Genomic DNA, 24,425 nt, shown 5'->3' with positions numbered 1-24,425 from the left:
CACTGTGCCACTTACCACCCACAAGACGCTCACCGTGGGTCCGTGAGCTTCGGTACCCCGTGGTTATGATCGGCGCTGGACAGTTGCCGCTCCAGGCCGTCGAGGAGGGCTTGGAGGCCGAACTCGAAGGTCTGGTCGGGGGCTGCGGCGTAGTCGGTCGCCGCCGGGGTCTGCAGGCGAGTGCGCAGGCGCGGGTAGCGCATGGCGATCTCCTGGGCCTGGGACATCGCGTCCTGGAGGTGCTTTTCGGCGGTGGCGCCGCCAGCGGTGAGTTTGCGGGTGAGTGAGGCGGTCGCGGCGGCGCCGGCCGCGTTGCCCAGGACGTAGGTGAAGACAGCGGCGGCGGCCTGGTCGGCCTGGTCGCAGGTGAAACCGGCGGCCTCGTAGACGGCGAGGCTGCGGTCGTCGTGGCGGGACTTGCCCTCGCCGTAGAGAACGTGTGCGGTGAATGCCTGCACCAGCCAGGGATGCCGGGTGAACATCCGGTACAGGTCGGTCGCCATCGTGGCGGCGGCGGTGCGCCAGCCGGCGGGGTTCGGATCGGGCAGGATGAGTTCGCGCCACACGTGGTCGGCGGCGAGCAGGACGAGGTTGTCCTTGTTCGTGACGTGCCAGTACACGGCGGTCGCGGCCGAGCCGAGTCGCTTGCCCAGGGTGCGCATGTTCAGACCTTCGAGGCCCTCGGCGTCCAGGAGTTCGACGGCGGTGTGGACGATCTGGTCCCGGGTGAGAGTGTCGCGTGGCATGTCCTTACCGTACGGGGCGGCTTGCACAAAGTTCAAGAAGGGACTTGCACAGTGTTCAAGTCATGGTTAACGTTCTTCCCGTCAGCCAGTTGAACTAAGTGCAAGTCGTAACGGAGCCCCCTGTGAACACCCTCGCCGCCATCATGCAGCTGCTGGTCGCCGTCGCCTTCGTCAGCATCCCGCTCGTCCGTCACCGCTACGGCCACGCCGCAAAGGCCGCCGCCGTGGCCGAACTGCGCCGCCAGAACGTCCGCCCGGAGGTGCTGGAGGAGAACAAACTCCGCTTCGACGCCGGAGGCCACGAGACCGCCGCCCCGGCCGCTGTCGCCACGATCATGGCCGCCACCGCCATTCTGAACCTCGCCGACGCCGGTCTGGCCCCACTGATGACCTGGATCTTCTCCTCGCTGGTCCTTGTGATGAACGCCGGAATCGTCTACAGCAACTTCACTGCGGTCAAGTCGGTTGAGACCGCTTTCCGCCGCAAGGGCGACCCAGAGCTGGCCCGCATCGAAGTCGCCCCCTTCCTCAAGGCCGCCGAGGACGCCTTCCCCCACTGGGTGCGCGCCCAGACCTACATCCGCAACACGGCGGTCTTCGCCGGATCCGCCATCGCCCTGGTCGCCGTCTCCCTCTCCTGATCCCGGGCCCTTGGGGGCGAAGAACTTCGGGGCCGGACACCGTGGCCGGTTACACGTCGATCCAGAAACGTCACACACGGCCACTTCGTCGTCGCCCTCCGCTCCGCCCACCCGCGCAAGGGGACCGTCGCCCTGTACGCGGGGTGCGGGATCATGGCAGGCTCCGATTCGGACGCGGAGATCGAGGAGACCAGGCTCGAGTTCCGCCCCATGCTCGACGCCCTCGCCGTGCCCGCGTACGGGCCGACCGAGGTGTGACCTCTTGATCGGCAAATACGCACGAGAGGCACGTGAACATGATCCGAATAGACGGACTGACGAAGCGCTTCGGCGACAGGACAGCCGTGGACGACCTGACGTTCACCGTCGAGCCCGGCCGGGTCACCGGTTTTCTCGGCCCGAACGGAGCGGGCAAGTCGACGACCATGAGAATGATCCTCGGTCTCGACAAGCCGAACGCCGGGAGTGTGACGATCAACGGCCACGGTTACGTCGGCACGGCCAGGCCCATGCGTGAGGTGGGCGCCCTGCTGGATGCCCGCGCGCTGCACGGCGGACGTACGGCACGTAACCACCTGCTCTGCCTCGCCCAGACCAATGGCATTCCGGGTAAACGGGTGGACGAGGTGCTGGATCTGGTCGGGCTGGAATCGGTGGCGCGCAAACGGGCCGGATCCTTCTCCCTGGGCATGGGCCAGCGGCTCGGGATCGCGGCGGCGCTCCTCGGCGATCCGAAGGTGCTGTTGTTCGACGAGCCGGTCAACGGCCTGGATCCCGAGGGCATCAAGTGGATCCGCGAGCTGATGCGCTCCCTCGCCGGCGAGGATCGCACCGTCCTGGTCTCCAGCCATCTGATGAGCGAGATGGCCCAGACCGCCGACCACCTCATCGTCATCGGCAAGGGGAAGCTGATCGCGGACATCGGGATCGGTGAGTTCGTCCGGCAGGGTTCCAACGTGCTGGTGCGGGCGGACGACCAAGACCGGCTCGCCCCCCGCCTGATCGAGGCGGGTGGCTCCATCCAGCAGGGGACCGACGGTTCTTTCATCGTCACCGGGCTTGAGGCCAGGCGGATCGGCGAGGCCGCGCTGGCCGCCGGGGTCGTGCTGACGGAGCTGACCCCACAACGCTCATTGGAGCAGGCCTACATGGATCTGACCCGCGACAGCGTCGAGTTCCACGCGAGCGTGGCATGACGGCGGCCATCACGGACACGGTGCGTTCGGAGTGGACCAAGTTCCGCTCGATCCCGTCCAACGTGCCCATCCTGCTGGCGACCGTCGCCGTCATGGTGGGCGCGGGCGCGCTCACCGCCAACGGCGCGAGCAAGAGCTACCAGGCGGCGGGAGCGGCGTTCGACGCCACCTACATCAGCATGTACGGCGGGTTCCTGTTCGCCCAGATCAGCGTGGGTTCGCTCGGCGTGCTGGTGGTGACCTCCGAATACGCCACCGGGATGATCCGCACGAGCCTGACCGTGGTCCCGCGGCGAGGACGGCTGCTGGCCGCCAAGGTCTGGACGTTCGGCGTCATCGCCCTGGTGATGGGGGAGGTCGCCGCCTTCGGCTCATTCCTCCTCGGCCAGGCCGTGATCGGCGCCGCCGGTGCTCCGGCCGCGGAACTCGGACAGCCCGGCGTTCTGCGCGCGGTTGTCGGCATGGGGCTGATCTGGGCTCTGGTGGGTCTCATCGGCGTGGCACTCGGCTGCCTGCTGCGCGACACGATGGCCGCCACGACCGTGGTGGTGGCCGTCAACTTCATCATTCCCATCATCGGGCCCAGGCTCATGCCCGCGGCCATCGCAGACTGGGTGACCACCTACTGGCCGATCTCGGCCGGCCTCCAGGTCACCACCACCGTCCACCACGCGGAACGGCTGGCCCCCTGGACGGGGCTCGGCCTGATGGCCGCCTTCACCGCCGTCCTGCTGGTGGTGGCCTTCGCGGTGTTCCGATCGCGGGACGCCTGACACCGAGCCACGTGCCCCGGGCAGGCTGCCGCCGGCGGTCCAGCAGGGAGGCGAGTTCCTGGGCAAGACGGGGATGGATCCCGCCGCGCTGCGCCAGATCGGCCGCTCGGCGGTGAATGTTCTGCTGCGCTGAGCAGGAACTCCGCATCGACGGGGACATCGCGGCTCACCGCTCGGACGGGCGAAGAGCGGCTCGGGTCTCTTTTGAGAACGGGCTCCATTAGGGAGAGGGCATCACGGCTCGGGGCGGGTGACACGGTTTCTGGAATCTCCCATGGGGATGGTGGTGTGAACGGTCACCGCAGGTAACGAGTTCTTTTCCTCTGCTGGTTTCCATTGCGAAACTTTCCGGGCTTTGCTGTAAATAAGCGACTTTTATCAGTCCTTGTTGAGTGAAGGTTTCCGTATGGGTCACCTCACCGCCGCAGGCGTTTGCCCGCGATCCGTGGCTTTCATCGCGGCAACCGTCTGAGACGCCTGTCGAGATCCTTGAAGAGGAATCTCCGGGAGGTCGTCATGGCTCGCTCACGTATCGCCTTCTCGCTCTCGCTCGTCGCGGCCATCGCGCTGGTGGCGCTGGTGCTCGGGGTGATGGGAGGGCGCGCTACAGGATCGGCCGGTCAGTCAACGGGCGGAGGCTCGGGCGGGGCGGCGAGCGGCAAGAAGATCGATGTGATCATCAAGGCGAGTGACTCCTCGTTCTGGCAGACGATGATCGCTGGGGCGAAGCAGTCGGGCGGGGACTTCGGTCTGAAGGTGAGCACCTTCGGGCCCACGTCGGAGACCAACATCGACCAGCAGGTGCAACTGGTCGAGAACTCCATCTCCCGGGGCGTTGACGGCATCGTCATCGCGCCCAACTCCTCCAGCGCCCTCAACTCGGCGATCGACCGGGCGCGCAAGGCCGGCCTCAAGGTCATCACCGTGGACAGCCGCGTGACCACGCCCTCGGAGGGGTTCATCGGCACCGACAACGTCAAGGCCGGAATGCAGGCCGGCAAGCGCATGTGCGAGCTGCTCAAGGCGCAGAACAAGACGAGCGGCAGTGTCATGATCGAGTCTTCCGTGGCCGGTATCCAGTCACTGGTCGACCGGGACGCCGGCTTCAAGCAGGGCCTCGCGAACAACTGCCCGCAGGTCAAGGTGACGCTGCAGCGCTACAACAACAACGACATCAACACCGCGGCGTCGCAGGTCAACGACGCGCTGACCGCCAACAGGGACCTGGCGGGGGTGTTCGCGGACAACAACACCTCGGGGGTGGGCGCGGCCCGGGCGATCCAGGACAACAACGTGGCAGACACCGTTCCCGTCGTGGCGTTCGACTCCGACCCGCAGGAGAACGCGGCGCTCGCCGCGGGCACCATCGACGCGCTGGTGGTGCAGAACCCCTACTTCTTCGGTTACCAGGGTGTCCTCGCGGCCGGAATGGCCGCGTCCGGCCGCATCCCGCCGCGTGACATCGATCCCGGCGCGGTCGTGGCGGACAAGAAGAACCTCAACGAGCCCGATGTGAGGCAGTTGCTCAACCCGCCGACGATGAAGACGGAATGACGGTGAACACGGGACGAGATGAAGGCGGAATGACGGTGGACGCGGAGTACGGGACACGGAACGCGGGATGAGGCGAAGGCGGAATGGCGAGGAACGCGGGACGAGGTGAGGGCGGAACGACGAGGGAGCCCGTCGTCGAGTTGCGCGACGTCTCGAAGGCCTTCGGTCCCGTCCAGGCGCTCACCGACGTCTCACTCCGTCTGGTCCCGGGCCAGGTGCACTGCCTGGCGGGGGAGAACGGCGCGGGAAAGTCAACGCTGATCCGGGTGCTGACGGGCGCGCTGCGCCGCGACAGCGGCGCCTACGAGATCGACGGCGAGCCGGTCACCGCGCCGACCCCCGCCTCCGTACGGGCGGCCGGGGTCCAGGCCGTCTACCAGGAGCTCAGCCTTCTTCCCCATCTGTCGGTCGCGGAGAACCTCTTCATGGGCCGCCTTCCGGCGCGCACCGGAATCATCGCCAGAGGCCGGCTGCGCGGCCGTACCAGGGAGGCCCTCGACGAGGTCGGTCTGACGGACCTCAGCCCGGACGCGATCGTGGAGCGGCTCCCGGCGGCCACGCGCCAGCTCGTGGAGATCGCCAAGGTGCTCACCGCCGACTCCGTCAAGGCGATCGTGTTCGACGAGCCGACCACGGCGCTCACCGAGGCGGAATCGGCGCGGCTCCTCGAACACATCCTGCGGCTTCGCGAGCGCGGGATAGCGATGCTGTACGTGACCCACCGGCTTGAGGAGATGTTCGAGATCGGGGACTGGGTGACCGTTCTGCGGGACGGGGGCCTGTCCGAGTCGGGGCCGATCAGTGACTACGACGAGGATCGCCTGATCACCGCCATGGTCGGACGCGAGATCAGCTCGCTCTATCCGGAGAGCCACCGGCATGCCGGAACCCCCGTGCTCCGGGTCCGGGGACTGCGCCGGTCGGAGAGCTCCCCGAGCATCGACTTCGACGTCGGAGCCGGGGAGATCCTCGGCATCGGAGGTCTGCTGGGGTCGGGACGGAGCGAGTTGCTGCTGTCCATCTTCGGTGCCGATCCGGTCGCGGCAGGTGAGCTGGAGATCGAGGGCAGGCCCGTGAAACCACGCGGCCCGCGCGCGATGATGAACGCCGGAGTGGGGCTGCTCACCGAGGACCGCAAGGTGCTGGGGCTGCTGCCGGAGCTGTCGATCCGGGAGAACGTCACCATCGCCAGCCTGCGCAGAGGCTCCCGGCGTGGTCTCCTGCCCGGCCGTGAGCAGTCCGAGGAGGCGGACCGGCTGCTCGACAGCCTGCGGCTGCGGGCCGGTTCCTACGACCAGCCGGTGTCGACGCTGTCCGGCGGCAACCAGCAGAAGGTCCTGCTCGCCCGCTGGCTGCTGACCAAGCCGAAAATTCTGATCTTCGACGAGCCGACGAAGGGCATCGACGTCGGGGCCAAGGGCGAGCTCTACACGGTCATCGGAGACCTGGCCGCGAAGGGGCTGGGGATCATCGTGGTCTCGTCGTACCTCCCGGAACTGCTGGGCCTCTCCGATCGCATCCTCGTGCTGCGCGACGGAGAGATCGCGGGCGAGCTTCCCGGAACCGCCTCGGAGGAGGACGTGCTCCGCCTGGCCAGTGGTGGCAGAGGGGCGGAGATTCCGGCTCCTCGACAGGAAGAGCCACCGGCTCCGGACGACCCAGGAGAGGTGAACCGAGATGGCTAAGCTGATCTGGCGCGAACCGATCGCCACCACGAGGATCACCGGTCGGCAGCCGGTCGGTGAAGAACCGGAGACGCGGACCGAGGCGAAGGCCAAGGCCCCGCGGCGGGTCATCACGCTGGGAGACATCGCGGGACGGGAGAGCGGCGGGCTCGTCGTGCTGCTCGTGGCGGTCGGCGCCCTCACCCTCGCCAGCGACGAGTTCCTCACCGGCAACAACCTGTCCAACCTCGCCCGGCAGGTCGCGATCTTCGGAATCATCGCGGTCGGTCAGCTCCTGGTCATCCTGACCGCGGGTATCGATCTGTCGGTCGGATCGGTGCTCGGCCTGTCCGGGGCCTCCACCGCGCAGTTCCTCGTCGCCGGCGTGCCCATCTGGCCGTCGCTCCTGCTCGGGGTGGGCATCGGCACCGCACTCGGGATCGCGAACGGCCTGCTGGTGACCCAGGCCAAATTGCCGCCGTTCATCGCGACCCTGGGCATGCTCGGGATCGCCCGAGGAATCGTCCTGGTCAGTACGGATGCCCAGACCGTGCAGGGGTTGCCGGAGTCGTTTCAGACCATCGCCAACGGAACGATCATCGGAATCCCCAATCTCCTCATCATCGCCGCACTGGTCACGGCCGTGATGTGGTTCGTGCTCACCCGGACGGTCTTCGGCCGCTACATCTACGCCGTCGGCTCGAACCCCGAGTCGGCCCGTCTCGCGGGCGTGCCCGTACGCCTGGTGATGATCTCGGTTTATGCGATCTCGGGCCTGCTCGCGGGTCTCGGCGGGGTGCTCCTCACGTCCCGGCTGGGAGCGGGCATCCCCACCGCCGGTACGGGCTTCGAACTCAACGCGATCGCCGCCTGCGTGATCGGAGGCGCGAGCCTCTTCGGGGCGAAGGGCAGTGCGCTCGGCGCCGCGACCGGAGCGCTGATCATGGGCGTCCTCAACAACGGAGGGAACCTGCTGGCGATCAACGCCTTCTACCTCCAGATCGCCATCGGCGTGCTCATCCTCGTCGCGGTCGGGTTCGACCAGCTGAACACCAGGCGCTCCGCCGCGAACGGTTGACCGGTAGCCAAGATTCTGCGTCACATCGCAGCGAAAATTACGTATTGTTATTTTCGTTATGGCATGTAACTATAGCTATGCGCTGGTCGATCCCAGGTGGTACCGGAGAGGTCTTGCCCCACGACCTGCGCAGTGATCGGCCGCTCCCTCGGGTGCGTGCCGGCCACCTACCGCCCCCAGCCCATGAACGGTGACCGGCCAGTGAACTTCCCTCTGTGCGGTCCCCGTCCCTGAACGAGTTATCGGCCAATCAGCTCTTCCCTCGCGCCGTCCCCGTCCCCCAGGCGAGTGGCCGGCCGATCACCCAAGGAGACAACCATGGACATCAACCGAAACGCACCGGTCGTCGTCGAGCTCGACATCACCGTCGACGCACCTCTGGAGACGGTGTGGAACCTGCACACCGACATCGACGCGTGGCCGAAGTGGAACGCCGACATCACCCGCGCCCACCTCCGGGGAGAGCTGAAGGCAGGCGCGGCCTTCGACTGGGAGACCGCCGGCCTGGCCATCACCTCCACCGTCGCCGAGGTGTCGCCGATGGGGCGCATCGCGTGGGGCGGCCCCGCGCACGGTATCGACGGCATCCACGTGTGGACCTTCGAGGCGACGGAGGCCGGCGTGGTGGTGCGTACGCGGGAGTCCTGGGACGGCGAGCCGGTCCTGGCCGATCCGGCCGGCATGCACGCCGCGCTCGAAGGATCGCTCCGCACCTGGCTCGACGAGCTGAAGAGCGTCGCCGAACGCGGCACCGGCACACCCACCCGCTGAAGTACGACGCCCGCGGACGGACCGGCCACGGGCGTCGTCGAGGAGAAGGACCACAGGCCCCTCATGTTCGAACCACTCTTCATCATCGACATGCTGCTGACGATGGCGGCGATGGTCGCCTCCGGGATCGCCGGCAGGCACGCGGGCAGGCTTCCCGGACGTTCCGGTGGCGACCCGTCACCGGTCCCGCGGCGGCTGCGGCGGGCGCTGTACGTCACCGCGGCCCTGCTCACCGCGCGCGTCGCGGTCGCCGGTCTGCTCTTCACCGGCGGCTGGCAGCTGGCCGGTACCCGGTTCATCGTGGGGCTGCCGATCGCGGTCCTCCCACTGGTCTGGGCTGTCGTGGAGGCAAGACGCCTGTCCCCGGCGGTGTCGTCCGGAGCGGCTGTCATGGCCGGTTACACCGCCATGGCGGGTGTGATGATCTCCGGATACTGGCAGTTCGTCCCGCCCGGCCCGCATGACACCTTCGGCGTGCTCGCGGTGTCGCTGCTGCTCCTCGGTGGAGCGGCGGGCGGGTCGCGTCTGCTGGCCCGCCGACGGGGGGCGGCGCCGGGTGGCACGAGGTCGTTGTCCCGCGCGCCCTGGCCGGCGGTCGCCGTACTCGCGGTGCTGGCCCTGGCACTCGGGTCCGCCTACCAGGCCGGCGCGGCGACGGCCGACACCGGTCAGGCGGGTCACACCGGGCCGATGGACTGGGGCGGCGGTCCGGTACCGGGCAACTCCTCGCACCACGGTGCGGCGGGTGCCGTAGGTAATTCGGTTCCGGGCGACTCCCCGTACGACGGTGTGGCGAGTGCTGCCAGCGGTTCCGTTCCGGGTGACTCCCCGCATGGTCCGGCGCGCAGCGTCGACCAGCTCACCGGGCCGCGTGACGCGACACCCGACGTACGGGTCACTCTGACCGCCGCGCGGACCACGCTGCGACTCGCCTCGGGACGGCAGGTCGACGCGGCGACCTTCAACGGCCAGTCTCCCGGCCCGCAGATCCGCATGCGGCAGGGCCGGTTGATTGAGGTGACGCTCGTCAACGCCGACATCGCGGAGGGCGTCACGGTGCACTGGCACGGCGTCGACGTGCCGAACGCGGAGGACGGGGTGCCCGGTGTCACGCAGGACGCGGTCATGCCGGGCGGCCGGCACGTCTACCGGTTCGTACCCGACCGGGCCGGCACCTTCTGGTATCACACCCATCTGAACTCCGCGGACCTGGTCCAGCGCGGGCTCTTCGGCGCCCTGATCGTGGATCCCGCCGATGGCACCGGCACCGCGCCGGCGCCTCCATTCGAGCAGACCGTTTTCGCGCACCTCTGGCCCGGCACCGGCACCGGCAGCGGTAGTGACAACGGCACCGGCACCAGCGAGGGCGGCACCAGCACCAGCACCAGCAACGGCAACGGCAACGGCAACGGCAACGGAGAGGGTGGCGGTGGCGAGCGGATCGCGGCCTTCGGCACCGCGGACACCCCGCAGCGCCAAGCCGTACCGGCAGGCAGGCCGGCGTCGTTGCGGCTGATCAACAGCTCGGAGGAACCGCAGCGGCTGATGCTCGACGGCACCCCGTTCACCGTCACCGCCATCGACGGCAACACGATCGACAGGCCGACCTCGCTTGCCGGCGGCACCGACCTGCTTCTGCCCGCGGGCGGGCGGATCGACGTCGCGTTTGTCATGCCGTCCGCCACCGTGACCCTGCGCATCGACGGCACCGAGACGCCCAACAACGCCGCGCTGGCCTTCAGCCCCAGCGGCACCGCCGATCCGGCCGATCGAGGCCAGGGCACGCTGTTCGACCCGATCGCCTACGGCGCGCCGTCGGGGGTCGCGCTACGGGACGAGCGGCGCTTCGACCGCACGTTCGACCTCGTGCTGGACAACGGATTCGGCTTCTTCAACGGCGGCCTCACCTACGCCAACACCATCAACGGCCGCCTGTATCCGGCGATCCCGACGCTCATGGTGACCGAGGGCGACCGGGTGCGGATGCGCATCGCCAACCGCAGCCTCATGGACCATCCGATGCACCTGCACGGCCATCGGGTGCTCGTCCTGTCCCGCAACGGCGTGCCGGCCACGGGAAGCCCCTGGTGGACCGACAGCCTCAACGTGGCTCCCGGCGAGACCTTCGAGGTCGCCTTCACCGCCGACAACCCCGGTGTGTGGATGGACCACTGCCACAACTTCTCCCACGCAGCCGAAGGCATGATCATGCACTTGGCCTATACCGGGGTCACCACTCCCTACCATGCGAACCATGCCCCGGAGTGAGCGGGACTTCCCCGACCGTGGCGTACGGACGGCGACGGGACGGCCAATGGGTTACATGTAGTCGCAATTACTATCTCCCATAGGAATTGTTGCGAGAGATCGCAGGAGGAAGGAGATGGCTGTGGCTGTGAGCGAGGGAGGGCCACGCGCTCGATATCGGGAGCAGACGCGCGGAGAGATCAAAGAAATCGCGCTGCGTCAGCTGGCCGAGGGTGGCATCTCCTCCGTCGCGCTCACCCGCATCGCCAAGGAGCTCGGCCTTTCCGGACCCGCGCTCTACCGCTATTTCGGCAGCCGGGACGACCTGCTGAACGCGTTGATCCGCGACGCCTACGATGACGCCGCCCAGGACATCCACGCCGCCGCCGACGGCGCGGCCGGTCAGTCGCCCCGCGCCCGCCTGCAGTCTCTGGCCGGGGCCTATCGGGCCTGGGCCGTCGCCCATCCCCACCGCTATCTCCTGATCGCGGGCACCCCGCTACCGGACTACACGGCCCCGGCCGACACCGTGCAGCGGGCCCGCGCGGTCCTGGGCCCGTTTCTGGCGGTCTTCACCCATGGAGAGCCGACACCGGCGGTGCTTCCCCTCGTCCGCGAGCTGCGCGACTGGGCGCAGAACGAGCCGGAGATCGCCGCCTGGGTCGCCGAATGGGTCGCGGAGAGCAGAAAGCCGTCAGACGGAGATGCGGACGCGGAAGGCGCTGCCGGAGACGCGGACACTGAAGGCACGGCCGGAGACGCGGACGACGCCGGACACGCTCTGGCCGGAGCCGTCCTGGCGTGGTCTCGCATGCACGGCACGGTCAGCCTGGAGGTCGCGGGCCAGTTCACCGGTATGGGCCACGCTCCGCGCACCCTGTTCGAGGCCAACGTCGACACCCTCGCCGATGCCTTCCGGCTTACGTGACCACGGCCGCATCGCACGCCGGACGCCATGGGGCGACGGGTCTCCGTCGTTCCTTACTCCGGACGCCACAGGGTCACGGGCTTCCGCCGCCTCGCACTCCGGACGCCACAGGGCCGCCTCGCACTCCGGACGCCACAGGGCCGCCTCGCACTCCGGACGCCACAGGGTGACGGGTCTCCGTCGTTCCGCACTCCGGGGACGCCACGGGATCACGGTTTTCCGCCGCGGGCAGGCCCCGATCATTCGGTGGCCTCCTTCCCGTGCGTGGTGATCACAGTCGGTCCCGGGTGCACACGGTTCACCGCGCGAGCGGAACGGTGAACCGTACGTCGTGAGCGACGCCCGCCGCGGCGAAGGCGAGCAGGCGCCGGCCCTCCTCCTCCAGCGCGGTGTGGTCCTGGACCGGTTCGAAGAGCTCGATGGCGAGCACCGCGGTGTCCTTGCTCTTCTCGATCCTCCAGGTGCCCCGGACGGAGCCGTCCACGAGCACGGTGGGCGCGACCATCGCGCCCACGCAGATCCGCCTGCGGTACTCGGGGGTCATCATGCGGGTCCGGTCGGCGTACGCGATGATCAGGTTGTCGAAGTCGGGCAGGAAACGTGGCGGAGCCGGAGTCTCAGGATCGGGCAGTACGGCGTCCGGCAGGTCGAACAGCTCGTTCCCGGCCTCGTCGCGGAAGACACGCAGCTCGGGCCGGAGCCGTTCCACGTCGGCGTCCAGTCGGCGCAGGCCGGACCACATCTGCAGATCCCTGACACTCGCCGGGCCGAAGGCGGCGAGGTAGCGGCGGACCAGCTCGTCCACCCGCGGCCCGGTCTCCATGGGGACGCCGAGCCACTCCTCGGCCAGCGTGAACGGGGTCGCGCCGCCCCTGCCCCAGGTCCCGCTGGGGGGCTAGTGCACCACGGGGACCAGCATCTGCACCGACCAGGCCAGCGCCTCGGCGTCCCGGCCCGGCCACCGTTCGGCCAGCAGGTCCCGTAACCGCGGCCGGGTGAGCGTACGCCCCCGGAGCAGGTCGCGCCCGACGGCGGCCAGTTCGTGGAGGTCCATGCCCTCGGTGGAGCGTCCGAACGCGGCCTGACGTCCACGGTTCAGCGAGGGCTGCATCAGCGGACGCAGCCACGGGAAGTCGGCGGCGGTGACGATGTGCTGGGTGCCGCGCAGCACCGAGGAGCGCACCGCCGTCCGGTCGTACAGCAGCCCGGTCAGGTCGTCGTGCGCGAAGCCGGTCAGCCGGGTCCACAGCCCGATGTACGGCGGGTTGGCGGCCTGAGCCTGCAGCCCGACGAGGTGCCGGACCATGTCGAGCGCGGGCCGGTCCGCCCGTTCCAGCAGCGACTGCCGCGCCAGCGCGGCCCGGTTGAGCGCGCGGCGGCCGAGCGTCTCACCAGCGGACATGCCCCGTCCTCCCAACGGCCGGCTCGGCGGAGACCACCGAAGAACGCATGCGGGCCGGGCGGTCGTCGATCTCCGCCTGCGGGACATCAATGAGGAACGAGTGGATACCGGTGTCCTTGTTCACGGGAACACCCTGATCCCCAACGCGGAAAGGTTCGGTCCGCGATTGACGGCGTTCTCAAGGAATGCCGGAAACTTCGGCGCGGCTGCCACGCCCGCTCTTGCGAGATCGGATCCGGCAGGCTCTCGACTCCGTCGGCGATGATTTCGCCGGGGTTGTGGGTCGCCTGCCGCGGTCCGCAGAGCGCCTGGATGCGACGTTCGTCCGCTGAGCGATGCCAGGCGCGATTACGGTTTCCCGCCATGTCATTGGGCGGTTCGCCCCCATGGCCTGCGACCTGGCGATTACCTAGCGTCGTCCTCGACGAGAAACGGGGACAACCATGATCAGCTTGCGAGGATTGAGCAAACGTTACGGTGACAGGCTCGCCGTCGACGATCTCTCCCTGGACCTCAGGCCGGGAACCGTAACGGGGTTCCTGGGTCCCAACGGGGCGGGCAAATCAACCACGATGCGGATGATCCTCGGCCTGGACCGGCCCACGGCGGGCACCGCGTTCGTCGACGGCCGCCCCTACACCGCCTACCGGCATCCGCTGCGGAAGGTCGGCGCGCTGCTGGACGCCCGCGCGGTTCACCCGGGCCGCAGCGTACGGGCTCATCTGCTGGCCCTGGCCCGCAGCAACGGCATCGCGCCGGGCCGGGTGGGCGAGGTGCTGGAGAGCGTCGGGATGGAGGCGGCCGCCGGACGGCGGGCGGGGGCACTGTCGCTGGGCATGAGCCAGCGGCTCGGCATCGCCGCCGCGCTGCTGGGCGACCCCGAGGTGCTGATGTTCGACGAGCCGGTCAACGGGCTCGACCCGGACGGCGTGCGCTGGGTCCGCCACCTGATGCGCTCCCTGGCCGACGAGGGCCGTACGATCTTCGTCTCCAGCCACCTGATGAGCGAGATGCAGCTCACCGCCGACCACCTGGTGGTGATCGGCAAGGGCCGTCTCATCGTCGACGCGCCGCTGGCGAAGGTGATCGCGGGCAGCTCGCTCAGCGCGGTCCTCGTCCGCAGCCCGCACGCCGGCGACCTCGCCACCCTGCTCACGGCCGCGGGCCTGCGCGTGGAACGCACCGGAGAGAACGACCTCGTCGCCAGTGGCGCCACCATCGAGCGGATCGGTGACCTGGCCTTCGACGCGGGCGTCCGGCTGCACGAGCTCAGCACGCGCGAGGCCTCACTGGAGCAGGCGTACCAGGAACTGACCGCCGGCAGCGTCGAGTACGGCGCACGGACAGCAGGAGGGTGACCGATGATCGATCTGACGACGGCGGGCGGCCTGCGGGGCGCCGTCGCCTCGGAGTGGACCAAGCTGTGGTCGCTCCGTTCGACCTGGTGGTGCCTGGTGAGCGGGGCAGCGCTCCTGGGGCTCAGCGCACTGACCCTGGGAGGCGGTACGGCGACCAGCCTGCTCAACGACGGGGTGAGGGGAGTGACACTACCGGCGGGGGAGTCGGTGATCTCCGCCGTCACCTTCGCGCAGTTCGCGTTTGTCACCGTGGCGATGCTGGCCGTCACCGGTGAGTACGCCTCCGGTGGCATCCGGATGACGCTGCAGGCCACGCCGGTCCGCGGTCACGTGCTCGCGGCCAAGGCGCTGGTGCTGGTCCCGGTGATGCTGGTGGCGGGAGTGCTGTCCGGCAGCGCCGCGGCGGTCGCCGTCTACCTGTTCCTGTCCGTCCCCCCGTTCGGCGGCTACGGCGCCCTGCCGCCCGCCGAGACCACGATCGACATGCTGAGCGTCGGAGTTTTCCTCGTACTGGTGTCCCTGATGACGCTCGGCGTGGGGACGGCGATGCGCAGCGCGGCGGGCACGCTCACGACGGCGTTCCTGCTGCTGATGGGACTGCCGTTGATGCTGGCCATGACCGGCGTCGGGCCGCTGGTGAGCCTGTCGCTGCGGATGCCGATGTTCGCCGGGCTGGCGTTCATGGACAGCTCCGACAACCTGACCGGGGGGCCCATGCCGTACGGACGGGTGGAGGGACTGCTGTGGCTGCTCGGCTGGACGGCGGTGGCGCTCGCCGCCGGTCACGCGGTCCTGCGACGCAGGGACGCCTCGTAGAGTCCGCGTCCGTGCGCGGTTCTGCGGTGCGGGGACGTTTCGCAGGGCCTGCGGCTGTGCGCGGTTCTGCGACGGAGGGACGCCTCGTAGGATCCGCGTCCGTGCGTGGTTCTGCGGTGCGGGGACGCCTCGTAGAATCCGCATCTGTGTTCAGAAACCGGGTTGCTCGCGGGCTCGCCGGGATTCTGGCGGGCCTCCTGACGGGGATCGTCGAGCTCGTTTTCCTGCTCCTGGCCGGGATCACCCTGGCGGTGCGGCGGCCCGGGGTCGTACGGGTCGCCGACCGGTTGGTCGCGCTGGAGCGTGCCCGGCTGGCGGCGTGGTTCGACCACGACACCACCACGGCGGCCCCGCCACGGAGCGGCTACGGCTACCTCGCGCTGCGCGCCGTGGTCGGCGTGGTGGGCGGTTACGTCGTCCTCGCCGGGCTGTTCCTCGGCTTCCTCTTCCTGTTCGGCGGCCTGTGGGCGCTGCTCACGGGTGAGTCCGACGAGGTGCCGCTGGTATTGCCCGGCGTCTGGCTGACGACCAGCAGCTGGGCGCTCGGTCTCACCGGCGGGCTGGTGGTGGTGGCGCTGGTCGGGCTCTGGTGTCTCGTGATCATCGCGGCCGAGCGGCGCCTGGCCGACCACTTCCTCGGCCCGGGAAGGCAGGAGGTGATGCGGCGGCGCATCGCCGAGCTGACCGCCACCCGTTCCGGCATCGTGCGCGCGGTCGACGACGAGCGGCGGCGGATCGAGCGTGACCTGCACGACGGCGTGCAGCAGCGGGGCGTGGCGCTGTCGATGCTGCTGGGACGTGCCAAGCACAGCGACGACCCCGCGAAGGCCGCCTCGCTGGTGAGCCAGGCCTACGCCGAGTCGCGCCAGCTGCTCGACGAACTGCGCAGCGTCGCCTGGCGGATCTACCCGACCGCGCTGGACGAGCTCGGGCTGCGGGCCGCGCTGGACGGGGTGGCCGAACGCGCGGGCGTGCCGGTCACCGTCCACTACGGCCTCGCCGAACGTCCGGTGTCGGAGGTGGAGACCGCTCTCTACTTCGTCGCGCGCGAGGCGATCACCAACGCCACCAAGCACGCCCAGGCGCGCGACATCCTGGTCGTCCTGACCCAGGACGACCATACGATGAACATCGTGATCTCCGATGACGGGCACGGCGGAGCCGACCCGTCGGGCAGCGGACTGGCCGGGCTGGAGCGCCGGATCCTGGCGCTCGACGGCCGCTTCGAGGTGGACAGCCCGGCCGGCGGGCCGACCAGGATCACCGCGACCCTGCCCAGGACGGCGCCATGCGAGTGATCCTCGCCGATGACTCGGTCCTGCTGCGCGAAGGGCTGTCCCGGCTGCTCGAGGACGCCGGCCACCAGGTGATCTCCGCGGTCGGCGACGCCTCCGCGCTGCTCGCCGCCGTGTCGCGGGACCAGCCCGACGTCGCGGTCGTGGACGTACGCATGCCGCCCACGCACACCGACGAGGGACTGCGGGCGGCACTGGAGATCCGCGACCGCTGGCCCGGCGTCGGCGTGCTGGTGCTGTCGCAGTACGTCGAGAAACCGTACGCGGCCAAACTGCTCGCCGGGGCCACCGAGGGCGTGGGTTACCTGCTCAAGGATCGGGTGACGGAGGTGGCGGAGTTTCTCGACTCGCTGGAACGGATCCGCGGGGGCGGGACGGTCTTCGACCCGGAGGTGGTCCGCCAGCTGCTCGCGCGCACCACCCACGTGGACCCGCTGAGCAGGCTCACCGGACGCGAGGCCGAGGTGCTCAGGCACCTGGCGCAGGGCTTCGTCAACGCCGCCATCGCCGAACGCCTGCACGTGTCACTGAGCACGGTGGAAAAACACGTCAACGCCATCTTCGACAAGCTCGGACTCCTCCACACCCCCGGCTACAGCAGAAGGGTGCTGGCCATCCTCCGCTACCTCGACGAGTGATCGGGGCCTCCGTCCTCACTGAAGCAGATCAAGCACGGAGATCGGCACCGGCGTCTGATCCGTGGTGAAGACCATGGATCAGACGCCGGCGTCGATTTACAGGGAGTTTCGCGCCCTTTTGACGACTTCCTCTCCGGTGAGCGGATCCTTGGGGTGATGGCTCAGGCACATGGGGACCTGTACCTTCACGAACGGCATGCCCTCGACGGCCGTGTAGAACTGGCCTGATCTCAGGCGGGAAACATCGGCGACGCCGCCGCCCTTGGCACGGGCCATCTCCCTCGCGGCCTCGATCTGGGCCGGGCTGTTCAACAGGCCGAAGAACTGGGTCGTGGCGTTCCCCGGAATCCGGTTGTTCAGCCCTTTCGGAGCCTGGGTCGCGAACACGAGACCGAGCCCGTACTTGCGGGCCTGGGACGCCAGTGCCAGCGTGCTTCTCGTGCAGGCGGTCATCGCGCCATCCGGCGCGAACGTCTGCGCCTCGTCCATCACGAACAGCCCGCCCAGCGGCCGATCGCCCGCCGGGTGTTTCTTGATCCAGGCGAACAGCGCCATCTGGAGCTGGTTGACGAAGCTCTGCCGCTGAACGTCCGACTGCAGGGCGGCGAGGTTGATCACCGAGACGCGTGCTCTCTTACCCTCCGGCGGGGTCAGCAGGAGGCCCGGATCCACCGGCACGCCGGTGCCGCCGAACATCGGATCGTTGACCATGGCCGCGGACAGGATCTGGCCCAGATCGGCGGCGAGCCTGTCCGCGTTGGCGAGGCCGCTCACCCCGTCGGGCAGTTCCGACAGCATGTCGATGAGACCTTCGAGACTCGTCGGACCACCCTGTCGCGCGTAGTACTTGAGCGTCTCCCTCAGCACCGCCTGCCCCAGCTGAGCCTTGTGCGTGTTCGCATTGAGCTTGGCCTTCGGCACGATGGACGCGACGGCGACCTCGATCGCCTCGTTGAACTCGTCGGCGTCGTCGAGGACACTCACGAAGTCGGGCAGGGGCTGGAAGCTGAGCGGGCGTCCCAGACTACGTCCCGGGGTCCAGACCACGACGTCGGTGTTCGCCAGGTAATCGGCGGCCCGAGCCGCGTCACCCGCAGCCCAGTGCTCCGGCGCCTCCGGCCAGGGATCTCCCAGCCGTGCCAGGTCGTTGTTGGGATCGAGCACGATGGCCGAGACACCCTGGAGCGCGCACTTCTCGATCAGGTTGCGGATGAGCACGGTCTTCCCCGACCCGGACCCGGCGAAGATCGCGGTGTGCTTCCTGAGCGACTCCAGCTCGACGCTGACGGGTGAGTCGTTGTCGATCGCCTTGCCGAGTGCGATGTACGGCACGCGGCTCGTGGTGAAGCTCGTGGTCGTCGCGGTCGAAGGGGGCTGTACCGCGAGCGTGGCCTGGACGGGATGTCCGCCGGGGGAGACGTGTGCCGGAAGCACGACTGCGTCGGGACGCATGCCGGGAGTGGTGTAGCCGGACCTCTCGCCGGGAGCGGGCCGGTCGGGTTGTCCGCCGGGAGTGGTGGGGCTGGACTGCTCATCAAGTGTGGGTTGGTCGTATCGGCCGGAAACGCTGTGACCGCGCTGCTCGTCGGGAACGGTCCAGACGTCGCCCAGTGCCTCGCCGAGCAGTTTGACGTCGCCGGTCGGTCTCCGCGTGGTCAGCCACGTCTGCAGGTGCGGAGGCTTCTCGTGGAGCAGATCCCGGAGCGCGGAGAGGATCCTGAGATCCTCGGGGTCCACACGGAGGATTCGCCCGCCCGCCTGCTCGAACGCCGCGACGGCCTCAAGGGTGCGAGGTCCCTTGCCCCAGCTCGCGTTCCGCAGGAGGAACAACCGCCTCTTCGGAACCTTGAGGTCCAGGCCCGCAGCCACCGAGGCCTTACGCAGACGATTCAGTGCGGCGATGGCGTTCTCGGAGGCGATGGCGCGAAAGCCCCAGTGCGCCTCGTCCTCGGTGGTCTCGTCCAGGCTGCGCCGCAGGCGTGCGTGCAGGGGAGGCTTCGAGCTCGGCGGAGGATCCTGGTTGAACGCCTGCCCCGCCGGGCCCTGCTCGGTGATCCAGGCGGACAGCCCCGCGAACAGAAGCGCCGGCATCGCCGTGTCCTCGGTGGCCGGGGAGAGGGCCGCCGTCACCTTCGCCGTGTTCCTCAGCTCGGCGAACCGGGCGTCGAGGGCGGCGAGATCCTGTGAAGACGCCGGTGTCGTCGTGATGCCGGGCCGCGGCCCGATGCCACCGACGAGATGTTCCAGCTCTGTGATCTTGTCGTTGAACAGGCACGACTGGATGTGCTCGTCAATCTTGATCAGCAACTGCCGCGGGGTGAAGTCGGGGGCGCGCTCGAACGCGGACGGTCTCACCGGCCACGTCGGATAGGGCGGCTCGAAACCGATCTCACGGAAACGCACCTCGAACCGTTTCTCGATCAGGGTGCGCCCGGTCTCGGCGTCGGGAATCGTCTCGAGTTGGATGGCTTTCCTGAACCGGTCTCGGACGGTGTCCGTCGCGAACTTCTCGATGAGAACCCAGGTCAGCGGAAGGCAGGAGATGACCGTCAGCGTCCGGCGGGTGACCTCTCTCAGCGACATCAGGCCACCCGCGACCTGCTCGATCATGATCGTCTCGCGCGTGTCCAGAACGGCGTCACCGCCGGTGGACATCGAGGACTGCGCGACGAGCGTGTCGATCTGGTCGATCGCGATGATGGACGGTCCGGTGAGGGCAAGCAGGTGTGAGAGGTTCCTGACGATCTCCTGAGGCGTCTTCTGGACCTGTCGTATGCCCCACTGTGCGCGCTCGCCCGGCTCCTCCTCCGGGGTGGAGGACAGGAAGGACTCTCCGATGTCCTGCGCTCTCAGATCATCGGACGCGAGCAGCACGAGGGCTCTGGCGGTGTCCTGGCTATCCCGGCCGACCTGTTTGTTGAACCGGCGCAGCGCGTCGATGAAGGTGTCGAGAGCCGTCTTCGACAGTGCCGAGTTCCCGGTCACCGCACGCCGTACCATCCGCGGTACGTCGGCCAGCAACGACAGGTGCTCCAGGAGGATCGAGAGCTGGCTCTTCCCGTCGGCTCGCTCGCGAGACAGGCTGTCGAGCATGGACACCACGATGCTTTCCCAGAAGCCCTTGGCGTCCAGGAGGCTCACCAGAAAGAAGTATCCGCTCTCTCTCTGGACTCTCTCGCGTACCCAGCCGAGCAGGTGCGTCTTCCCCGCGCCCCGCTGCCCCTGAACGATCACCCCGACCGGACTTACGTCGGGGCTCTCCCTGGCCTCGGCCAAGCCGCCGAGGAGAACGTGTGCGGTGTGCCGGTGCAGGCCCTCCACGTGAAACTGCGGCGAACGCCACACGTCGTCGGGTACTTGGGTGTAGCTGAACTTGAGCGCGGCGAGTGCGCTCCGTTCGGGGCCCGTCATCGCACCTCGATCGAGAGAAAGTGCTTGGCCTGGTCGCCGATGGTCACCGCCGCGTCACGGTCCTGCTGGGTGAGGGTCTTCTGATTCGACTCGGGAACGATGTTCACGCCCGGCATGCGGTTCATCAGGGTGAGCACGTCATCGACCTCCGCCCTCGTCGCGTCACCCAGGAGCGGGCGGATCTCCGTGAGACTCACCCAGGTGCCGGGCTCACGGGCCAACTCGGTGTAGGCGGCGCGGACGCGCGCCTCGATGTCCGGCGTCGAAGTTGCGGCCGGCGCGGGAGAAGCCGCCACCGCGGCCGGCGTGGACACCTCGACCTCCGGCTCTGTAGCCGGCACGGATGAGTCTCCGGCGTCCGAGTCGTTGCTCGGCTGGAAGATGTCGGCGAGCCGGTGATCGGTCCGCTTCATGAATCTTTGAAGGCCGATCAGCAGGGCGCGGGCCATTGCTCCTGCCGAGCCCGGGAGCACCGGGACCGTTCCCGCGTGAAGTTCCTCGGTCATACGCGCCCATCCCAGGTCGGTCAGTACGTGCGCGTACGCGCCGCGCTTTACCTTCCGGCTGTCGACCAGCTTCAGGTCGTTCAGATGGAGGCGCTCGTTTCCCGTGAGCGTCAGACCGTAGCGTTCCTTGAGCTCGGGATTGGAAACCTCGTCGGCTTCCACCATCAACACCACAAGGGCGGAAAGCTCGGGGACTGACAACTTTTTATCGGACATGAATTACCCTTCCAAGGCTTCAAGGCGGCGCTTCTGGAGGAACTGCTTTATCTGGTTGATCACTGCTGCCGTGTCGGTCATAACCTGGACATTGGTGAAGCGCAGTACGGCGTAGCCGTCCAGCTGGAGTCGGACGTCCCGTTGCCGGTCCGCCGCGTATTTGAGGGGGGCGCCATGCTCGGGACCGTCGACCTCGACGACGCATCGCTCATCGCGCCACAGCAGGTCCAGCCGTACGGGGTTGGTGAGCGGATTCGACTGGTAGGTCTGGTTCCACGCCCGGCCGGTCGCCCAGTCCCGCGAGACCAGAGCGGTCTCCAGGGCCTGCTCGGCGATGCTCGCCGGATGAGGGATCCCGATGACGGCGGGGTAGGTGACGGTGCGGGCGACCCGAGTGGCGGGTGGCCTCCGTACGGCGGGCTCCGGAAGGTCGCGGGCGAGGCTCACCACCGCCGGGGGAAGGCGGACCGTCATCGTTTCGACCCGGTCGACGGCGACCAGCGGGGCGCCGGTGAGCCAGACTCCGAGCTCGCCTCGGTGGGCGAGCCACTCGCACCCCGCGACGAGGACCTCCTCCGCGGTCGCGGAGAGACCCGTCGGCACGTGCACGAGGATCGACGCGTGAGAACGACCGAAACTGGCGGCGAGCACCCGGGCGAGGCCGACGATGCGCACCTCGGGAGTGAACCTGGCAGATCGGCGCGTCCTCCTCGCCGACGGCGGCGAGGCGCCGTGGAGGGGCGACCTGGCCAGATCAACGCCACGCGAGGACGGCTCGGCGCCGCGAAAGGGCAACCCCGCCGGCTCGGTGCGGCCACGAGACGGCTCGGCAGGTTCGGCGCGTCCAAGGGACGGCTCGGCCGGGTTGGCCTTGCGAAGGGATGGCTCGGCCAGGTCAACGCCGTGAAGGGACCGCTCGGCCAGGTCGGCGAGGAAGGGGCCGAAATGGCCGGTCACGGACGCCGTTCGCAGGGCGAGGGCGCGTACGGCACTCCTGCCCGCGCCTCCGGGCCCGCCGATGCCTTCCGCACCCGGCAGCCACGCCGGAAACAAGCTAATAGCAGCCTTTTCAAGCTCGCACAATACCGAGGTCACCATTTCCGCCACGGATCGTGCGTCATCCGCGAAGTAGGTGACAACCGCAGGAGCGTCATCGGGAAGGGGGTCCAGTGACAGTGCGATGGTGTCCGCATTGGTGCCGTGAAGACGCACGACGCGGCCTCTCGGCAGTTCCGCCCACGACCGCGTCACGTGGCTTCCTCTGATTCCCTCATGTGTCAACTTTGCCGAGGTTATACGTGAGTGATAGAAGAATGCAGGTGCTTTGCTGGAGAATGCGAAATTCACTCGAATTGTGACGATCGAGCACGGATCTGCCGGATGAACACTACGGCCCGGCCCCCGGCCCCGACCCTGGATCCCAGACCCAGACCCAGACCCAGACCCAGACCCAGAGCTCGGCCTCGATTCCAGAGCCCAGGCCCCGGACCTAGGTCTCGGCCCCGAATCCCGGTCCTGGATCCCGGCCACGGGTCCCGACCCGCCGGCTTCAGCCGAGGTGTCGCCATCAGAACAATCCGGCTCCAGGTCCGCATCGGTATCTAGATCACCTCTGAGCCGGGCCGCCCCGGTTGGCCGCCGGAACGGCCGCGACGCTCTGGGTTGTTTCAGGTGGCGCAGGTGAGGGCGTGTCTGCCCGATCGCGTGGCGCTCCTCCCGTCCCGGGGCGGCGGGATCTGTGGCTGGATGGAGGGGGCTCCTCATCGGAATCGGTGACCTACAGTTTGATCGTGCAATGGTTTGTCCCGGGCTGATCCCTGTGGTGTTCGGTGTCGGCAGCGCGTTTCCGGGTGACGCGCCTGGGAGAAGGCGGTTCGAGCATGGTTTCCGAAGTTCCGCCCGCCGTGCTGGACCCCAGGCGGCTGGCGGCCGTGCTGGCCACCGGCCTGCTCGACTCCGAGCCCGAGCTGGCCTTTGACGAGCTGGCCCTGCTGGCGGCGACGATGACCAGGACAAAACGAGCGTTTGTCACCCTGGTCGACGATCGGCGGTCGTTCTGGAAGAGCGCCATCGGGATGGGCGAGCTGCCGCTCCGGGCGCGGCTGATCCCTGTGGAGGACAGCCCCTCTCACATCTTGATCGCGACGAACCAGCCGTTGATCGTGGATGACGTCACCGCGGACCCTCGCCTGCGCGGACTGGCGGCGGTGGAGCAGCTGGGGATCGGCGCCTGGGCCGAATATCCCATCCACGGCCCGAACGGCGAGGTCCTGGGCGGGCTGTGCGTGGTGGATTCCGTGTCACGGGTGTGGACGGACGACGAGATGCAGATGCTGGCCACCCTGGCGCGGGCGGTGTCGAGCGAGATCAGGCTCCGGGACGCGCTGGCCCGCTCCGAGCGGCAGGTGGCGGAGTTGCAGGCCGCGGCCAAGGTGTCCACCGAATTGGCCCGGAGCCTTCAGGAGAGCCTGCTGCCGCCGATTTTGCCGACGGTTCGCGGCCTGCAGGCCGCCGCGTCCTACATTCCGGCCACCGGCGAGACCAGGGTGACCGGCGACTTCTACGACCTGTTCCAGACGAGCGGTTCGCGCTGGTGCGCGGTCCTGGGTGATGTGTGCGGCCACGGTGTGGAGGCCGCGAAGATCACCGCTCTGGCGCGATACACGGTGCGGGCCGACGCGCCTCGTCACACCTCTCCCAGCATGGTGCTGGAGCAGCTGAACCGGGCCCTGCTAGCTCAGCGTGGCAAGGACGGGCGGTTCGTGACGGTGGCGTGCGCCGTCTTCCGTCCGGAAGAAGGGGGATTCACCGGAGTGCTGTCCACGGCCGGGCATCCTCCCGCCCTGCTACGGCGGGCGGACGGCACGGTGGAGGCGCTGAAGACGCTCGGCATCGTGCTGGGCATCACGGAGGAGACGGGGCTGGAGGACGTCCACTTCAGCCTGTTCCCCGGTGACGTGCTCGTGCTGTACAGCGACGGCGTGACCGAGGCGCATCCACCGGGAAACTGGGACCTGTTCGGCGACGAGCGGCTGATCACGCTGCTGTCCGAATGTGAGGACCTCGGCGCGGACGGCATCGTCAAGCGGATCGGCGATGCCGTGCTTGAGTACAGCCAGGCACACATGACCGATGACATGGCCATCCTCGCTCTCTACGTTCCGCCTCTGCAGCCGTGAGGTTCC

At 68.6% G+C, this 24,425-nt stretch carries 19 protein-coding genes and 2 pseudogenes; 15 read left to right on the top strand and 6 right to left on the bottom strand.

All coding sequences use genetic code 11. The annotated features are described in order from the left end of the window. Window positions 1–29: 29 nt before the first annotated feature. The gene (locus tag DKM19_RS45360; protein ID WP_110704812.1) at window positions 30–746 is read right to left on the bottom strand and encodes a TetR/AcrR family transcriptional regulator; all 717 of its coding nucleotides are present in this window, start codon (window positions 744–746) and stop codon (window positions 30–32) included. 122 nt (window positions 747–868) lie between these two features. Here DKM19_RS45360 and DKM19_RS45355 point away from each other — a divergent pair, with 122 nt between their 5' ends. The 10 genes and pseudogenes from DKM19_RS45355 (at window position 869) to DKM19_RS45310 (ending at window position 11,598) form a co-directional block, all read left to right on the top strand. Further along, entirely contained in the window at window positions 869–1,387 is a 519-nt protein-coding gene (locus DKM19_RS45355; RefSeq protein ID WP_110704811.1) for a hypothetical protein, read from the top strand. 87 nt (window positions 1,388–1,474) lie between these two features. After that, a pseudogene (locus DKM19_RS53190) lies at window positions 1,475–1,645 on the top strand (chorismate-binding protein); the annotation flags it as partial. Window positions 1,646–1,683: 38 nt separating this feature from the next. Then, on the top strand, window positions 1,684–2,583 hold the full coding sequence (locus DKM19_RS45345; protein ID WP_110706441.1) for an ABC transporter ATP-binding protein: 900 nt from the start codon (window positions 1,684–1,686) through the stop codon (window positions 2,581–2,583). Further along, the gene (locus DKM19_RS45340; protein ID WP_110704809.1) at window positions 2,580–3,356 is read left to right on the top strand and encodes an ABC transporter permease subunit; all 777 of its coding nucleotides are present in this window, start codon (window positions 2,580–2,582) and stop codon (window positions 3,354–3,356) included. Before DKM19_RS45345 ends, DKM19_RS45340 begins: the two co-directional genes overlap by 4 nt. 516 nt (window positions 3,357–3,872) lie before the next feature. Next, on the top strand, window positions 3,873–4,910 hold the full coding sequence (locus DKM19_RS45335) for an ABC transporter substrate-binding protein (protein WP_110704808.1): 1,038 nt from the start codon (window positions 3,873–3,875) through the stop codon (window positions 4,908–4,910). Window positions 4,911–4,993: 83 nt separating this feature from the next. Then, window positions 4,994–6,595, top strand: a complete 1,602-nt coding sequence (locus DKM19_RS45330) for a sugar ABC transporter ATP-binding protein (RefSeq protein ID WP_239513943.1) — start codon at window positions 4,994–4,996, stop codon at window positions 6,593–6,595. Beyond that, complete coding sequence (locus DKM19_RS45325; RefSeq protein ID WP_110704807.1) at window positions 6,588–7,652, top strand: ABC transporter permease; 1,065 nt, start codon at window positions 6,588–6,590, stop codon at window positions 7,650–7,652. The genes DKM19_RS45330 and DKM19_RS45325 overlap by 8 nt, the downstream gene beginning before the upstream one ends. A gap of 318 nt (window positions 7,653–7,970) precedes the next feature. Then, window positions 7,971–8,423 (top strand): SRPBCC family protein, encoded by a 453-nt coding sequence (locus DKM19_RS45320; RefSeq protein WP_110704806.1) that lies wholly within the window; start codon window positions 7,971–7,973, stop codon window positions 8,421–8,423. Window positions 8,424–8,486: 63 nt separating this feature from the next. Then, window positions 8,487–10,691: a multicopper oxidase family protein gene (locus DKM19_RS45315; protein WP_110704805.1), complete on the top strand. Its 2,205-nt coding sequence runs from the start codon at window positions 8,487–8,489 to the stop codon at window positions 10,689–10,691. A gap of 121 nt (window positions 10,692–10,812) precedes the next feature. Continuing rightward, a complete protein-coding gene (locus tag DKM19_RS45310; protein WP_204358524.1) occupies window positions 10,813–11,598 on the top strand; it encodes a TetR/AcrR family transcriptional regulator in 786 nt (261 codons plus the stop codon). 298 nt (window positions 11,599–11,896) lie between these two features. Here DKM19_RS45310 and DKM19_RS45305 read toward each other — a convergent pair. Next, window positions 11,897–12,904: pseudogene (locus DKM19_RS45305) on the bottom strand (winged helix DNA-binding domain-containing protein). An 82-nt stretch (window positions 12,905–12,986) separates the two neighbouring features. Further along, the gene (locus DKM19_RS50325; protein ID WP_162642258.1) at window positions 12,987–13,124 is read right to left on the bottom strand and encodes a hypothetical protein; all 138 of its coding nucleotides are present in this window, start codon (window positions 13,122–13,124) and stop codon (window positions 12,987–12,989) included. A 319-nt stretch (window positions 13,125–13,443) separates the two neighbouring features. Here DKM19_RS50325 and DKM19_RS45300 point away from each other — a divergent pair, with 319 nt between their 5' ends. The 4 genes from DKM19_RS45300 (at window position 13,444) to DKM19_RS45285 (ending at window position 17,107) form a co-directional block, all read left to right on the top strand. Next, window positions 13,444–14,358: an ATP-binding cassette domain-containing protein gene (locus tag DKM19_RS45300; RefSeq protein WP_110704803.1), complete on the top strand. Its 915-nt coding sequence runs from the start codon at window positions 13,444–13,446 to the stop codon at window positions 14,356–14,358. A gap of 3 nt (window positions 14,359–14,361) precedes the next feature. Continuing rightward, window positions 14,362–15,174 (top strand): ABC transporter, encoded by an 813-nt coding sequence (locus DKM19_RS45295; RefSeq protein WP_110704802.1) that lies wholly within the window; start codon window positions 14,362–14,364, stop codon window positions 15,172–15,174. Between the two features lie 146 nt (window positions 15,175–15,320). After that, window positions 15,321–16,472: a sensor histidine kinase gene (locus tag DKM19_RS45290; protein ID WP_204358523.1), complete on the top strand. Its 1,152-nt coding sequence runs from the start codon at window positions 15,321–15,323 to the stop codon at window positions 16,470–16,472. After that, window positions 16,463–17,107 carry a response regulator transcription factor gene (locus DKM19_RS45285; RefSeq protein WP_110704800.1) on the top strand — a complete coding sequence of 215 codons (645 nt, stop codon included), beginning with the start codon at window positions 16,463–16,465 and terminating at the stop codon, window positions 17,105–17,107. The genes DKM19_RS45290 and DKM19_RS45285 overlap by 10 nt, the downstream gene beginning before the upstream one ends. Before the next feature lie 96 nt (window positions 17,108–17,203). Here DKM19_RS45285 and DKM19_RS45280 read toward each other — a convergent pair whose 3' ends face one another. From DKM19_RS45280 to DKM19_RS51390, 3 genes are read right to left on the bottom strand one after another with little or no spacing between them, the layout of a single operon-like run. Continuing rightward, window positions 17,204–20,518, bottom strand: a complete 3,315-nt coding sequence (locus tag DKM19_RS45280; RefSeq protein WP_110704799.1) for an ATP-binding protein — start codon at window positions 20,516–20,518, stop codon at window positions 17,204–17,206. Further along, window positions 20,515–21,240: a hypothetical protein gene (locus DKM19_RS45275; protein WP_162642257.1), complete on the bottom strand. Its 726-nt coding sequence runs from the start codon at window positions 21,238–21,240 to the stop codon at window positions 20,515–20,517. The genes DKM19_RS45280 and DKM19_RS45275 overlap by 4 nt, the downstream gene beginning before the upstream one ends. Window positions 21,241–21,243: 3 nt before the next feature. Continuing rightward, on the bottom strand, window positions 21,244–22,293 hold the full coding sequence (locus tag DKM19_RS51390; protein WP_204358522.1) for an endonuclease domain-containing protein: 1,050 nt from the start codon (window positions 22,291–22,293) through the stop codon (window positions 21,244–21,246). 827 nt (window positions 22,294–23,120) lie between these two features. Between DKM19_RS51390 and DKM19_RS45265 the strand changes: the two genes are divergently transcribed. Further along, window positions 23,121–24,419: a PP2C family protein-serine/threonine phosphatase gene (locus DKM19_RS45265; RefSeq protein ID WP_110704797.1), complete on the top strand. Its 1,299-nt coding sequence runs from the start codon at window positions 23,121–23,123 to the stop codon at window positions 24,417–24,419. The last annotated feature ends 6 nt before the right edge of the window (window positions 24,420–24,425 follow it).

The sequence above is a fragment of the Streptosporangium sp. 'caverna' genome (assembly GCF_003203775.1).
GTDB classification, from domain to species: Bacteria; Actinomycetota; Actinomycetes; order Streptosporangiales; family Streptosporangiaceae; genus Streptosporangium; species Streptosporangium subroseum.
This window is presented reverse-complemented; position numbering and strand designations above follow the sequence as displayed.